Source organism: Paraburkholderia sp. BR14312, from assembly GCF_040948675.1.
GTDB lineage: Bacteria > Pseudomonadota > Gammaproteobacteria > Burkholderiales > Burkholderiaceae > Paraburkholderia > Paraburkholderia nodosa_A.
In genome coordinates this window covers 115,397-129,612 of record NZ_JBFPKI010000009.1, presented here as the reverse complement: position 1 = coordinate 129,612, position 14,216 = coordinate 115,397, and the positions used below count along the sequence as shown (strand labels likewise).

At 62.8% G+C, this 14,216-nt stretch carries 10 protein-coding genes; 8 read left to right on the top strand and 2 right to left on the bottom strand.

Going from position 1 to position 14,216, the window contains the following annotated elements:
- The first annotated feature begins 337 nt into the window (after nucleotides 1-337).
- Nucleotides 338-1,525: a TIGR03118 family protein gene (locus AB3X98_RS25005; RefSeq protein WP_368603005.1), complete on the top strand. Its 1,188-nt coding sequence runs from the start codon at nucleotides 338-340 to the stop codon at nucleotides 1,523-1,525.
- A 218-nt stretch (nucleotides 1,526-1,743) separates the two neighbouring features.
- Here the strand turns inward: AB3X98_RS25005 and AB3X98_RS25000 are convergent, their stop codons facing one another.
- The gene (locus tag AB3X98_RS25000) at nucleotides 1,744-2,928 is read right to left on the bottom strand and encodes a porin (protein WP_368603006.1); all 1,185 of its coding nucleotides are present in this window, start codon (nucleotides 2,926-2,928) and stop codon (nucleotides 1,744-1,746) included.
- A gap of 509 nt (nucleotides 2,929-3,437) precedes the next feature.
- Between AB3X98_RS25000 and AB3X98_RS24995 the strand changes: the two genes are divergently transcribed.
- Entirely contained in the window at nucleotides 3,438-3,620 is a 183-nt protein-coding gene (locus AB3X98_RS24995; protein WP_368603007.1) for a hypothetical protein, read from the top strand.
- A gap of 25 nt (nucleotides 3,621-3,645) precedes the next feature.
- Here AB3X98_RS24995 and AB3X98_RS24990 read toward each other — a convergent pair whose 3' ends face one another.
- Nucleotides 3,646-4,326, bottom strand: coding sequence for a TetR/AcrR family transcriptional regulator (locus tag AB3X98_RS24990; protein WP_368603008.1), 681 nt, complete (start codon nucleotides 4,324-4,326; stop codon nucleotides 3,646-3,648).
- A gap of 236 nt (nucleotides 4,327-4,562) precedes the next feature.
- Between AB3X98_RS24990 and AB3X98_RS24985 the strand changes: the two genes are divergently transcribed.
- The 6 genes from AB3X98_RS24985 to AB3X98_RS24960 all read left to right on the top strand — a co-directional run bounded on the left by AB3X98_RS24985 (nucleotide 4,563) and on the right by AB3X98_RS24960 (nucleotide 14,208).
- Entirely contained in the window at nucleotides 4,563-5,741 is a 1,179-nt protein-coding gene (locus AB3X98_RS24985; RefSeq protein ID WP_368603009.1) for an efflux RND transporter periplasmic adaptor subunit, read from the top strand.
- Complete coding sequence (locus AB3X98_RS24980) at nucleotides 5,738-8,911, top strand: efflux RND transporter permease subunit (protein WP_368603010.1); 3,174 nt, start codon at nucleotides 5,738-5,740, stop codon at nucleotides 8,909-8,911. Before AB3X98_RS24985 ends, AB3X98_RS24980 begins: the two co-directional genes overlap by 4 nt.
- Before the next feature lie 2 nt (nucleotides 8,912-8,913).
- Nucleotides 8,914-10,377 (top strand): efflux transporter outer membrane subunit, encoded by a 1,464-nt coding sequence (locus tag AB3X98_RS24975; protein ID WP_368603011.1) that lies wholly within the window; start codon nucleotides 8,914-8,916, stop codon nucleotides 10,375-10,377.
- Between the two features lie 103 nt (nucleotides 10,378-10,480).
- Nucleotides 10,481-11,866 carry a paraquat-inducible protein A gene (locus AB3X98_RS24970; protein ID WP_368603012.1) on the top strand — a complete coding sequence of 462 codons (1,386 nt, stop codon included), beginning with the start codon at nucleotides 10,481-10,483 and terminating at the stop codon, nucleotides 11,864-11,866.
- 15 nt (nucleotides 11,867-11,881) lie between these two features.
- Nucleotides 11,882-13,477, top strand: a complete 1,596-nt coding sequence (locus tag AB3X98_RS24965; RefSeq protein WP_069266303.1) for an intermembrane transport protein PqiB — start codon at nucleotides 11,882-11,884, stop codon at nucleotides 13,475-13,477.
- Entirely contained in the window at nucleotides 13,474-14,208 is a 735-nt protein-coding gene (locus tag AB3X98_RS24960; RefSeq protein WP_368603013.1) for a membrane integrity-associated transporter subunit PqiC, read from the top strand. Before AB3X98_RS24965 ends, AB3X98_RS24960 begins: the two co-directional genes overlap by 4 nt.
- The last annotated feature ends 8 nt before the right edge of the window (nucleotides 14,209-14,216 follow it).

Genomic DNA, 14,216 nt, shown 5'->3' with positions numbered 1-14,216 from the left:
ATACGCGGCCGGGCCTCCGGAACGGTGAACCGAACCGGAGGCAGACATGTTGGCTTACGGAATTGAGGCGGACGACCGTGCAACGACCGGAGCCAGGCACAGAGCGTTGATGTTTGAATACGTGCGCTTGCCCGGTTGCCAGCGGAGAATCACACCCCGGCGTGACACGAACATGGCGCAAGGCTTACAACCGCGTTGAGGAAGCAGACGCGCCAGGTGATGACGGCTTGTGGATGCGGTGGCTGGCGGAAATTTTTTGCGTCGAGCGGGAATATTTGAAGTACAGCGGTCGTTTAGCCTGCGGCGATATTTCGCCAGTCAGACGCGGAGGGAAGTTATGTCTCAGATCTCGTGGGGTCTCAAAGCGGCGGCCGTGATCGTCTTAGCCGCCGGTTTCACAATCGGGCATGCTGCTGCCGATGAAGCTTACGTCGTCACACCGCTTGTATCCAGCCTGGCAGGCTCTGCCCCGAAGGTCGACGGGGTCCTGCAGAACGCCTGGGGTATCGCCTTTAGTCCGGCAGGAAGTCCGTTCTGGATCAACGACAATGCCACCGGCTGCTCCACGCTGTATGACGGCCAGGGCACAAAGGTGGCGCTGCAGGTCTCCATCCCGCTGCCAGGCAACGTCATACCGGCCGGCGCCTGCCATCCCGTCTTTCCCAACAATCCACCGAAACCCACGCCCGCGGCACCCACGGGGATAGTTTGGAATCCTTCGTCGTCTTTTCTCGTCCCAGGTACCAACATCCCGGCCGTATTCATCTTCGCGACCGAAGACGGCACGATTTCCGCCTGGGCCGGTGGGTTGAATCCGGCGAACAATGCTGTCATCGCGGTCGATAACTCGTCCAATCCCTCCGCCGCCAGCGGGGCCGTCTACAAGGGGCTCGTCTTCGGAGTGAACGCGCAAGGGGGATTCCTCTTTGCGACAAACTTCCGTGCGGGCCGGATCGATGTATTCGGACCGAACGGTTCGAACGGGTTGTTCACGCCCGCGACGACCGACGGTGGCTTCGCCGACCCGAACATGCCGGCCGGCTACGCCCCGTTTGGTATCGCGAACATCGACGGGGACCTTTTCGTCACCTATGCGCAGCAAGACGGTCCGAAGCATGACGACGTTGCAGGCCGCGGTCATGGATTCGTCGATGTATTCGATACCGACGGCCACCTGCTGCGCCGCTTTGCGAGCCAGGGGACGCTCGACTCGCCCTGGGGCGTAACGCGAGCGTCGTTTGCGTTCGGGCGCTTCAGCGGGAAGATCCTCGTTGGCAACTTCGGCAACGGCCGAATCAATGTCTTCGACAACGACGGCACGTTCGTCGATCAACTGGAGAACGAGTTCGGCAATCCACTGGCTATTGACGGTCTGTGGACGCTGACGCTCGGAGGCGGGCGCAATTCAAGCCCGGACGCGCTGTACTTTTCGGCGGGGCCCAACAAGGAGTCCAATGGACTCTTCGGTATCATTGCGCCAGTCAATGGCACCAAAGGACGAACGTCCGCTCAGAACGGGCAATGAACCGCAGCGTGGTTCCACGGTGATGTCGATTCGAGTTGAGCCGAAGGACTCCACCTCGTAGCTTGTGCAACCGTAAGTGCGCAGCGGCAGCTGATGAAAAAATTGCCCGCCAACGTGGCGGGCAATGTTCTACGCCAATGCCGAATGCGATATTCCTCTCGCAGTCCGGGTACAACAATCCGGCTCGGTGGCCGCGGTATGAAGGTTCTGGCGGCCGCTTAGAAGCGGGTCAGCATGCCGATCGCAGCCATCACCTGATTGCTCGTCGCCGAGAAACCGCCGGCGTTGTACATCACTGCGACGTTGTTGTGACCGATCGCGCGCTGGTACATCGCTTCTCCATACACTTCCGTGCGCTTCGACAGCGAGTAGCGCGCAATCGCGTTGACCTGATTCCACTTCGGATCGGAGCCGATGTTCGACTTGCTCACTCCGTTCAGATGACCGTCCGTGAAAGTATCCATGAGGCCAAGATTCAGCGCCGGCGTGAGTGCGTACTTGACGTTCAGTTCATAGTTGTCGAAGTGAGTCGAACCGCTCACCGGGTTCAGGCCGAACGCGGACGTGTTCTGGTACTGGCTGTGCGTGTAGACGAAGTTGACCGCCGCCGGGCCGAACGTATAGCCGATGCCTGCACCGACCGTGCGCTGCACATTCGCCGTCAGGTTGCCGCCGCCCGCGGTCGCCTTGAACTCGCTGGGGTCGGCCGCAACGTTCTGATTCGCTGTTCCGGCAGGGGTGCTCGCCGCTGCCGAGCCGTTGATCTGGAGGTAGGCCGCTGCCAGTCGCAGCGGGCCGTTGTTGTAGCTCGCGCCAGCACTGTACGCACGATCGACGGCGAAGCTGGTGCTGTTGCTGAATGCGTACATGCCGCCAAACTTGAAGCCGGCGTAGTCGATACTGGAAAATTTCACCGAGTTGCTGAAGCGGACAGTATGTTGCAGGTTGTCGTTGTCGTACACGTGCGCGAAGCCAGAGTCGCCGAACGTGCCCGCCGTGCCGGACAGCGGCGAGACGTAATCGACCATCGAGTCATACTGGCGCCCCATCGTCAAGGTGCCGTATTGATCGCCGGTCAGGCCGACAAACGCTTGACGGCCGAACATGCGACCACCCTGGCCGAGTGTGCCGTTGTTGACGTTGAAGCCGTTTTCGAGCACGAAGATCGCATGCAGACCGCCGCCCAGGTCCTCGCTGCCGCGCAGGCCGAAGCGGCTGCCGCTGATATTGCCGCTCGCGAGTGCGACGCGCGAGCTACCGTGGCTGGGCGCGCCGTTCTGGACGTTGTTCGTATAGGAGATGCCCGCGTCGATCAGGCCGTACAGGGTGACCGAGCTCTGAGCACTGGCCGCGGACGCTGCAGATGCTGCGCAAACGGCGACGGCAATGGAAATCTTCTTCATGAGATGCCACTCGATGACGTGAGAGAAACGATCGCGCCAGTCTATAGCCGCGCCCGGCGCAGAAGCCGAATCGCCCTTGAAAATAAGTGCTGCAAGAGAATGGGTTCTTTCATCAAATTGCAGCAATTGAGCGGCGATTTGACTTTGCGACCTGTGGCGAGACGACCGGCATACGTATCGTTTCCATAACGAGTTGTGCCACCGCAACAACGTTGGTTAAGTAGGCGTTTCCTTGGTTCAGTGAGGACGGGACTTGCTTGCATGAAAATTTGCAAACGATTAATTAAGCAGATTTTTAAGGCGGCTTTCACCCGTATGCGACAAGAACGGGTGGCGTGGGAACGACATTGAGTGTTGAACCGCGTTAAGGCCGGGGATCAATTGTGAACAGACTTAAGTCTGCGGCCGTTGATTCGCGAAGCGACAAAAGACAATTGCGTTCGTCGTTTCAACGTCTGACGCACATATACTTTCCAGCGCCACCTATCGTTATACCTATAGGAGTACTAGTGGAAAAGTATTTGATCGCCAGGAGCGGTAAGGCGCAACCGGAAAACGTCCATCAGATCGTTCAGGAGGCGCTTCGCAGTGCTGCGACGGCGTCCACGCCCAACAGTGCTATTGACGTGCTGGGCGACGCGTTGCTGGAACTGGAGCGTCTGCTTGAGCTAAAGAGCGGGCGTATGCATTGATGGCCTGGCGCAGTGCCACTTCCCGTCAGTCGATCACGTTCTGTGACGTCGCGGGCAGTGGGCACCGGGCGATCCTCTCCGCCTCCAGGTATTTGAGGCCGAACGCCTGCAAAACGATGGCCGCTGTGTCCTCGGCGAACTGTTCGGCTCGGGTCCGGAGGACCTTGCGCACACGATTCGCCGGCTTGGGTGACCCTGACAGGTCAAGCTCAGCAGCGACCGCAGCGAGCACAGTGCCAATCACTGAAATAACGCACATTAAGACATCGGCCACCGTGAAGCGCTTTTCTGAAATCCCTTGCGCAGTATCTCTCAATAGCCGCTGACCAAGCCCCCTGCTGAGAGCACGCGCGGACAGCCCTTCGCGTATCAGCAGTTGTCCCCAGACCGGTTCACGGCAGGCGCGCATGAGCGTGTGGCGTACCGATACGGCGATCACTTCTGCCGGGTCGGAGAGTCCGCTGACAACGTGATCGAGCGTCTTTCCGAATTCGTCGAAAAGCCAGTCGCCGAGAGCAGCGAAGATCCCTTCCTTCGAGTCGAAGTGATTGTAGAAAGAGCCGAAACCCACGTCGGCGGCCTCGGTGATCTCGCTGATCGTAACGCCGTCCATTCCCTTTTCCGCTACCAGCACGAATGCGGCGTTGAGCAGCCGGACACGCGTCTCGTGCTTGCGTCGGGCTCGACGGGGCGATTGCCCCGTCATCGGCGCGCGGCTCGCGCCCGGCCCCTTGATCGGTGGCCGATGCCTCGCACTCAGGTTAGGGCCATCTGGCAATCCTGCCTCCCAATTCGCAGTTTCTTCATATTTTAGATGTACATCTCATAGTTGACAATGATATCAGTTATGGGTCTAATGTCATCCGTGCGGAGGGCATGGCGGAAGCACCGCCTCATCTGTCCGCGCGGATGACTTTTTCACCTGGATTCATCACCTGCCTTTTGAACATCGTGAAACTTTCCGGACCCGTCGCGCCGAAACAGGCGCGCCCCTCGATTTCTTCCCTGTTCCAGCCGACGCACCGGTTGCCCGTCGTCATCGCGGCGTGCAGCGCGATCCTCCTTGGCGCATGCCATCAGCGAGAAGCCGTCGTGCCGGAGCCCAAGCCGGTGGTGGCACGCGCTGTTCATCCAGACGGACATGTGGCCAGGGCGTCACTGCCGGCGCAGGTGCAGGCACGCTATTCCACGCCGCTATCATTCCGCGTCGGCGGCAAGGTCATTGAACGGCGCGTGCGCATTGGCGACACGGTGAAGGCCGGACAGGTCGTCGCGCTGCTCGATCCGACCGATTTGCAGAACAACCTCGTCAACGCGCGCGCGCAGCTCGATGCGGCGGAGCATCGCCTTGTGTTTGCGAAGCAGCAGCTTGACCGCGATGAGGCACAGGCACGCGCGAACCTCATTGCAACCGCGCAACTGGAGCAATCGCAGGACGCCTATGCTTCCGCACTCGCACAGCGAACCTCTGCTCTCGCGCAGATGGCGCTTGCGACGGATCATCTGCGCTACGCGACGCTAACGGCCGATCACGACGGCGTCATCACCTCGGAAGACGTCGATACCGGGCAGAACGTGCAGGCCACCCAGGCCGTGTACCACCTCGACTGGACGGGCGATGTAGACATCGTTTGCGACGCGCCAGAAAGCACGGTCAACGCGCTCAGTGTCGGCAACAAGGCGCGCGTGTCGTTGCCGGCGCTTCCCGGCAAGTCGTTCGATGCAACCGTGCGCGAGGTGTCCGCTGCCGCGGATTCCCAAAGCCGCACGTGGCGAATCAAGCTGACCCTGACCGCACCGGGTCCCGAAGTACGCCTCGGCATGACGGCGAACGTGAGCTTCGCTGTCGCAGCCGATGATGCTGCGAGCGTGCCGTACACGCTGCCGGTGACTGCGCTTTTCCATCAGGGTGAAAACGCTGCCGTATGGGTCGTTCGCAAAGATAGCGACACGCTCGAGCTGCGCCCCGTCACGATTGATCGATTCGACGAACGCACGGTGTCGATCGCTTCCGGTTTGCACGATGGCGACCGGGTCGTGTTGCAAGGCGTGCATGCAGTGAGTTCGGGAGAGCATGTGCAGGTGGTGCCTCCGCTGCGTCAGGAGGACCCCACGACATGAACGCCCGCGACCATGAAAACACCCGCCATAGCGCGCCCGTCAGCGCTCCCGGCAAGGAAGCCGCCGACGCAACCGGCTTCAATCTCTCATCCTGGGCGCTGCGGCATCAGCAGCTCGTGATCTTCCTGATCGGCCTCGCCACGCTTTTCGGTGTGATCGGCTATGTGCACCTCGCGCAATCGGAAGACCCGCCGTTCACGTTCCGCACGATGGTCGTCAAGACCTACTGGCCGGGCGCGACCGCACGCGAGGTGCAGGAGCAGATCACCGATCGCATCGGCCGTCAGTTGCAGGCTGCGCCCTATGTCGACAACATCAAGAGTTACTCGCGGCCTGGCGAGTCGATGATCTTTTTCGCGATGAAGGATTCCGCGCCGGTCAAGGAAGTCCCGGAGACGTGGTACCAGGTCCGCAAGAAAGTCGGCGATATCGCGGCAACGCTTCCAAAGGGAACTGTCGGACCGTTCTTCAACGACGAGTTCGGCGATGTCTACACGAACCTCTACGCGCTCGAAGGGGATGGTTTCTCTGCCGCGCAACTACACGACTACGCGGACAGGCTCCGTACGGTGCTGTTGCGCGTCCCAGGCGTCGCCAAGGTCGACTATTTCGGCGACCCCGATCAGCACATCTTTGTCGAGATCTCGAACGCGCGGCTGACGAGCCTGTCGATCTCGCCGCAGCAACTGGCTCAGGCCATCGACGCGCAGAATACCGTCGCGCCGGTGGGCACCTTCGCGACGGCGGATGATCGCGTGTTCGTGCGCCCAAGCGGCGCATTCAAGGACGAACAGGCGCTAGCGGACATGCTGATCACGGTCAACAAGCGGACGTTCCGCCTTGGCGACGTCGCGAGCATCAAGCGCGGCTACGACGATCCGCCCGTCACGCAGATGCGTGTGGGTGGCCAGGCAGTGCTCGGCATCGGCATTACGATGCAAAAGGGCGGCGACGTGATCGACCTCGGCAAGGCGCTCGACGCGAAGACGGCCGAACTGCAGGCAACGCTGCCGGCGGGGCTAAAGCTCGTGCCGGTTTCGAGCATGCCGCACGCCGTCAAGCACTCCGTGGACGAGTTCGTGCGCTCGGTCGGAGAAGCCGTGGCGATCGTGCTCGTCGTCAGCCTGGTGTCGCTCGGTCTGCGAACCGGCATGGTGGTCGTGATCACGATTCCGATCGTGCTTGCCGTGACAGCGCTGTGCATGCATCTGTTCGGCATCGGTCTGGATAAGGTGTCGCTCGGCACCCTGGTGCTTGCGCTGGGGCTGCTGGTCGACGACGCGATCATTGCGGTCGAAATGATGGCGGTGAAGCTGGAGCAGGGCTGGAGCCGGATGCGCGCGGCAGCATTTGCCTATTCGAGCACCGCGTTTCCGATGCTGACCGGTACCCTGGTAACGGTCTCGGGCTTCCTGCCGATCGCGCTCGCAAAATCGAGTACGGGTGAGTACACGCGCTCGATCTTCGAGGTGTCGGCCATCGCGCTGATCGTCTCGTGGTTCGCCGCGGTCGTACTGGTGCCACTGCTGGGCTTTCATATGCTGCCCGAGCGCAAGGCTCATGCTGGCGCGGGCCATGGCGATGAGCAGGCGGTGTACGACACGGGCTTCTACCGCCGCCTGTCGGGCTGGGTGTCATGGTGCATCGAGCGGCGCTGGGTCGTGCTTGGCGTCACCGGCGGCCTGTTCGCGCTTGCCATGATTGCGTTCACGCGCGTGCCGCAGCAGTTTTTCCCGAACTCCGAGCGGCCAGAACTGCTGGTCGATCTGAGGCTGCCGGAAGGCGCCTCGTATCAGGCCACCCTGCGTGAAGCGCAACGCCTCGAAAAAGTCCTGCACGGCAGGCCTGGCATCGATCATTACGTCGACTTCGTTGGCACCGGTGCGCCGCGCTTCTATCTGCCGCTCGACCAGCAATTGCAACAGCCGAACTTCGCACAGTTCGTCATCACCGCGAAGGACGTCGAGGCACGTGAGGAGCTGATGCACTGGCTCGACGCGAAACTGGAAATGGACTTCTCCGGCGAGCGCACGCGTGTCGCACGACTCGAGAACGGGCCGCCCGTCGGCTTCCCGATCAAGTTCCGCGTGAGCGGAGACGACATTGCAACGGTGCACTCGATCGCCGAGACGGTCGCGGAGCAGGTCCGTGCCGACCCGCGTACGCGCAACGTGCAATTCGACTGGGATGAGCCGGCCGAGCGCTCAATCTCGTTTGAGATCGACCAGAACCGCGCGCGCCAGCTCGGCGTGACGTCGCAGGACGTGTCGAGCTTCCTCGCGATGACGCTGTCCGGCTACACGGTCACGCAATATCGCGAGGGCGACAAGCTGATCGATGTCGATCTGCGTGCGCCGAAAAGCGAGCGCGTCGATCCTGCAAAGCTCACGAGCCTCGCCGTCCCCACACCGAACGGCCCGGTTCCGCTCGGCTCGCTCGGCCATGTGCGCGACGGGCTCGAATACGGCGTGATCTGGGAACGCGATCGCCAGCCGACGATCACCGTGCAGGCTGACGTGCGCGGCGACGCGCAGGCCATCGACGTGACGCGCAACATCGAGCACGCGCTTGCCGCTGCGCGCGCCAAATTGCCGGTCGGCTATCGCATCGAGGTGGGCGGCGCGGTCGAGGAAAGCGTCAAGGGCCAGACGTCCATCAACGCGGAAATGCCACTGATGATCATCGCGGTGCTGACGCTTCTGATGATCCAGCTGAAGAACTTCGCGCGCACGTTCATCGTCGTGCTGACCGCGCCGCTGGGCCTGATTGGCGTGGTAGCGGCCCTGCTGCTTTTCGGCAAGCCGTTTGGCTTCGTCGCTTTGCTGGGCGTGATCGCGATGTTCGGCATCATCATGCGTAACTCCGTGATTCTGGTGGATCAGATCGATCAGGACATCGCAGCGGGGCACGCGCGCTTTGACGCCATCATCGGGGCGACCGCGCGGCGCTTCCGCCCGATCATGCTGACGGCCGCCGCCGCCGTGCTCGCACTGATCCCGCTGCTTCGCTCCGGATTCTTCGGACCGATGGCGACCGCGCTGATGGGCGGCATCACCGTTGCCACATTGCTGACGGTGTTTTTCCTGCCCGCGCTCTATGCGACCTGCTTCAGGGTCCATCGTGACGAGCGCGGCGCGCAACAGGTCGTCGTCGAGCATACCGAGGGTTGATCATGAGTTTGACTTACAAGACATCCGTGGCTGCCGCGGCTGTGGCGCTCGCCATGACGGCGTGCTCGTTCGGGCCGAGCGGCGAGCCACCGGCCATGCCGGCGCCCGAGCATTACGGTGCCGACGCGCAGCCGGCGAAGACAGTGTCCGCAGGTGGTGTTGCGCAGACCTTCGAAATCGGCGCGACGCCTGGCTCGCAATGGTGGCGGCTCTACGGGTCCTCCGACCTGGATGCACTCGTTGACGAAGGATTGCACAACAGCCCGACCCTCGCGGCGACGCAGCGTACGCTCGCGTCCGCGCAGGAGGAATTGCGCGCACAGGTCGGCGCATCGACGCTGCCGTCGATCGACGGCGCCGCGCAGGTCGAGCGCGCGCGTACGGCCGTGGTGCCGGGCCTTGGCCCCGAGCAGGTCCAATACAATTTTTTTGCCGGACAGCTGTTTGCGCATTACACGTTCGACCTGTTCGGCCAGACGCGGTACACGAACTCCGCGAGCGCGGCCCGTGTGAATGTGCAGGCTTATGAGCTGGAGGCGTCGCGTCGCGCGCTTGCCGCGAACATCGTCGGCACTGCTATCAATGTGGCGGCCCTCGACCGGCAGATCGCACTTACCGAACGGCTCGTTGCCGTGTCCAACGATGCTGCGCATGAGGACCAGCAGCGCTACGCGCTAGGCTCCGTCTCGCGCGCACAGGCGCTTGCGTCAAAACAGGACGCGGCTGCCATCGCGGCGACGTTGCCGCCGCTGCGTCAGCAACGCGCGTGCGCGATCCATGCGCTCGCCGTGCTGATGGGCCGCACACCGGACAACGCGCCGAGCGTGCCGGCCCTCGACAGCCTGTCGCTGCCCGGGCAGGTGCCCGTCGCCGTGCCGTCGGACCTGTTGCGCTCGCGCCCAGACATCCAAGCAGCGGACGCTGCCGTCAAGGCGGCTGCCGCGGATGTGGGCGCCTCGACGGCCCAACTCTTTCCGAGCCTCTCGCTGACGGGCTCAATGGGCCGCGGCGGGTTCAGCTGGCCGATGTTGCTTTCCGGCGCGGGCGGACTGTGGGCTATCGGCGCCAGCCTGTCGCAGCCCATCTTTCATGGTGGCGCGCTGTTCGCGCAGCGCCGCGCATCGATCGACGCGTACGACGCCGCCGTGCTGCACTACAAGGCGACCGTGCTGTCTGCGTTCCAGGACGTCGCGAATTCGCTCGCTGCACTGGATAACGACGCGCAGACATTGGCCTCGACGGACGAAGCCGCAGACGCCGCTCGCACGGCATTCGACGATACTGCGTCGCGCCATCGCCTGGGTGCGCTGCCTTCGGCTGCGACACATGCCAGTGAATCACGGTATCTCGACGCGCAGATCGCCGCCACGCGCGCCACAGGTCAGCGCATGAGCGATACGGCAGCGCTGTTCCAGTCGATGGGTGAATTGCCAGCCGCCCAGCAGACGGCAGCGATTACGCGATGAACGCGTGTTCGTGATAACGGCCAGTCGATCGTTCCCGCTGGGGCAAGCGCCGCAAGCAGGCGTTGCACCAGCGGAGGCAACCGCATTTCCCGCTAGATTCTCCATGGAATATCAGAGACTGATTGTCTGCCACGAATGCGATCTTCTGTTTCGCAAACCTCGCAGTGTCAGCGGCTACCGCGCTACCTGTTCGCGCTGTGGCGCGAACCTGACAGCGCTACCTGGCGCCGGACTGTCGCTCGACTGGATCTGCGCTGTGACGCTCGCCGCGTTGATCACCTTTTGCATAGCGCAGTCTTTTCCCGTGATCGAACTGCACGCCAACGGCATGACGTCGGAGGCGACGCTGTTTGGCGCAGTGCATACGCTTTGGACGGGCAACATGCGTGTCGTCGCGACGGTGGTGTTCTGTGCGTCGATGCTCTTTCCGTTGGTCGAACTGCTCGCACTCCTATATGTACTGGTGCCGCTTCGGCTCGGCAAGCTTGCGCCGCGGTTCGACGGGATGTTGCGCGTCGTGCAACTCGTCCGCCCATGGGGCATGGTTGAAGTGTTCATGCTCGGCGTGCTGGTGACGATCGTAAAAATGGTCACCGTCGCCGAGGTGGTCCCTGGGCCTGGACTGTTCGCATGGGGCGCGCTCACCGTCATGCTGGGCATAGTCGCCTCGTTTGACCCGAGCGGGCTCTGGGCCGTCCGTGACGAAATCTCGCTTTCTCGAATGGCCCGGGTTCGCTGGTCACGAGTGAGTTCAGGCCGTGGGCGTTTCACGCGTCCAGTGCGGATGCGCAAGGCCGGTTCGTCGTCCGCCATCACGGCACAACGTGCTGGACTCGTCGGCTGTCATGCCTGCGGTCTCGTTCAGACGCGTGGCGAAAGTCAGATCCGCCAGCACTGCGCGCGATGCCGGCACATGCTGCATGAACGCCGGCCGGAAAGCCTGACACGGACGCTCAGCCTGCTTCTTGCCGCCGCGCTTGCCTATATTCCGGCGAACCTGCTGCCCATCATGCACGCGACGTCACTGGGCCGTCAGGAAGACGACACCATCCTGGGTGGTGTCGCGTACTTCTGGACGTCTGGAGACTGGCCACTCGCCATCGTCATTTTTGTCGCCAGCGTTCTGGTGCCGATGCTCAAACTGGTGGTTCTCACGCTACTCACGGTTGCCGCCCATCGAGGTTCCGGATGGCGCGCCCGGGAAAGGGCAGGTCTGTACCGGATTGTCGAGCGCATTGGCCGATGGTCGATGCTCGATGTCTTTGTCGTTGCCCTGACGGTAACGCTGGTGCATTTCGGCTCGTTTGCCGTCGTTACTGCGGGGCCCGCCGCGCTCGCTTTCGCCGCGGTGGTCATCCTCACCATGCTCGCGTCGCATCAGTTCGATCCGCGCCTCATCTGGGACAACGCGGATGCCGCGCTGTCTCCCGTCTCGACGATGAACGATGAAGCGCTGGCTGCGCCTCTCCTCACACACCGGAATTCCTGAAACCGATTTCGAACGATGCATCTTTCCAATCTATCTCCTCCTGAACTCAAGCCGCGCAAACGTTGGCTGCCATCCCTCATCTGGCTGGTGCCACTCATCTCCGCATTGATCGGTGTTGCGCTGGTGGCCAGGTCCATTGCCGACAAGGGACCCGTCGTAACCGTCACTTTCAATAGCGCAGAGGGCATGGAAGCCGGCAAGACAAAGGTCAAGTACAAGGACGTCGAGATCGGTACGGTGCAAGGCATCAGGCTGTCTGGCGATTTGCGGCGCGTCCTCGTGAGCGTCCAGTTGGACAAGGACGCCGGGAAATTCGCGACGCAAGGCACGCGGTTCTGGGTGGTGCGCCCGCGCATCGGCGCAAACGGCATCTCGGGCCTCGGCACGTTGCTCTCGGGCGCGTATATCGGCGTGGACATCGGGCGCTCGACCACAAGCCAGACCGCGTTTCTGGGTCTCGAGAACCCGCCCATTGTCACGACCGGACAGCCGGGGCATCAGTACACGCTACGGGGCGAGTCGCTGGGCTCGATCGATATCGGCGCCCCCATCTTCTACCATCGTATCCAGGCAGGTCAGGTGGTCGGATTCTCGCTCGATCCCGGCGGTGCAGGGGTCATCGTGAATGTCTTCGTCAATGCGCCGTTTGACCGCTACGTCAGTGCCAATACGCGGTGGTGGCATGCGAGCGGCGTCGATCTGCGTCTCGATTCGAGCGGTCTGAAGCTCAATACGCAGTCGCTGGCGACGGTCGTTGTCGGCGGCCTGGCGTTTCAGTCTCCGGCAGGGCAGGACGCCGGCGAGCCCGCTGCCGACAAGGCCGTGTTCCGGCTTGCCGCGGACGAAGCCGACGCCATGCGCGAGCCAGACGGCCAGCCGCTCAATGTGGTGATGCGCTTCGATCAGTCGCTGCGCGGGTTGTCCGTCGGGGCACCCGTCGATCTGCGCGGGATCGTGCTGGGGCAGGTGACCGACATTGGCATCGAGTACAACGACGCGCAAAAGAGCTTCAGCATGAAGGTGTCGATGGCACTTTATCCGGACCGGCTCAGCCGGCGCTCCAGTGACGCGCTGCCCGCACCGGACACGCCAGGCGGTCACGAATTGCTGGAGCACCTGGTGATGGAGGGCCTGCGCGGGCAGCTACGGACCGGGAGTCTGATAACGGGCCAGCTTTACGTCGCCCTTGACATGTTCCCGAAGGCGCCTCGCGCGAGCGTCGATGTGCGTCGCAGTCCCATCGAACTTCCGACAGTCCCGAATACGCTCGACGAACTCCAGGTGCAGGTGGCGGACATCGCCAGAAAGCTGGACCAGGTACCGTTCGACCGGATCGGCGCCAATCTGAATGGCGCACTGGAAAACGCCAACCGGCTGTTCGGGCACATGGACACGGAAGTCGTACCGCAAGCCCGTGACACGCTGGCTGCGGCCCAGAAGACATTCAGCACCGCGGAATCGACGCTGCGCGAAGCCGCGCCGATGCAGTCGGATGTTCAGGATGCGATGCAGCAGCTAACGCGCACGCTGCAGTCGCTCAATGCGCTCGCCGATTACCTGGAGCGTCATCCGCAGGCACTGCTGTTCGGCAAGAAGGGAGACACGCCATGAACCTGATGCAACCCGCCTCGTGGCGCGCGATGGCGCAGACCGTGAGCACCATTGGCCTGGCCGTTCTGACGGCGTGTGCTTCGCCGGCTACGCGCTATTACACGCTCGGAACGGACGCGCAACAGACGATGGCGAGCAGCAAAGCAAGCCCTTCGTTGCGGATAGATATACGCCCGGTTCGGGTGCCGGCTGCCGTCGCGCGAAGTCAGCTCGTGGTGCAGGTCGACGCGACACAGGTCAAGGTGCTGGAGGATGATCGCTGGGCGTCGTCCCTGCCGGACGAGCTCCGCTATGCGCTGATTGCGGGCGTGAGCCAGCAGGCCGGCGGTGCGGGCGCACAGACGGTCATGCGCGATGAGGACAGCCCCGTGTATCAGGTTGCCGTCGACGTCCAGCGCTTCGAATCCTGGCCTGGCTCACATGTGCTGGTTGACGTCGTATGGACTGTGCGCACGTCGCCAGGCGCCGATACATTGACCTGTCACAGCGTCGTGAGCGAGCCCGTGGCGGATGGATATCAGGCGATTGTGGTCGGCCATCGTCATGCGATAGGCGCCGTCGCCGGGCAAATTGCCGAGGTCGTGCGCGGCCTCGCTGCGAGGCCGACTGGCAGTCGATTGCTGACTGCGGGGGCATCGCGCGGAGCGGAGAAGACGCCGCTCGCTTGCCCGCAATCCGGGGACAGCCCGCAAACGGCAGCCAACGGGGCAGCTGCGCGCTTCGAGCGCTAGCTGTTCGG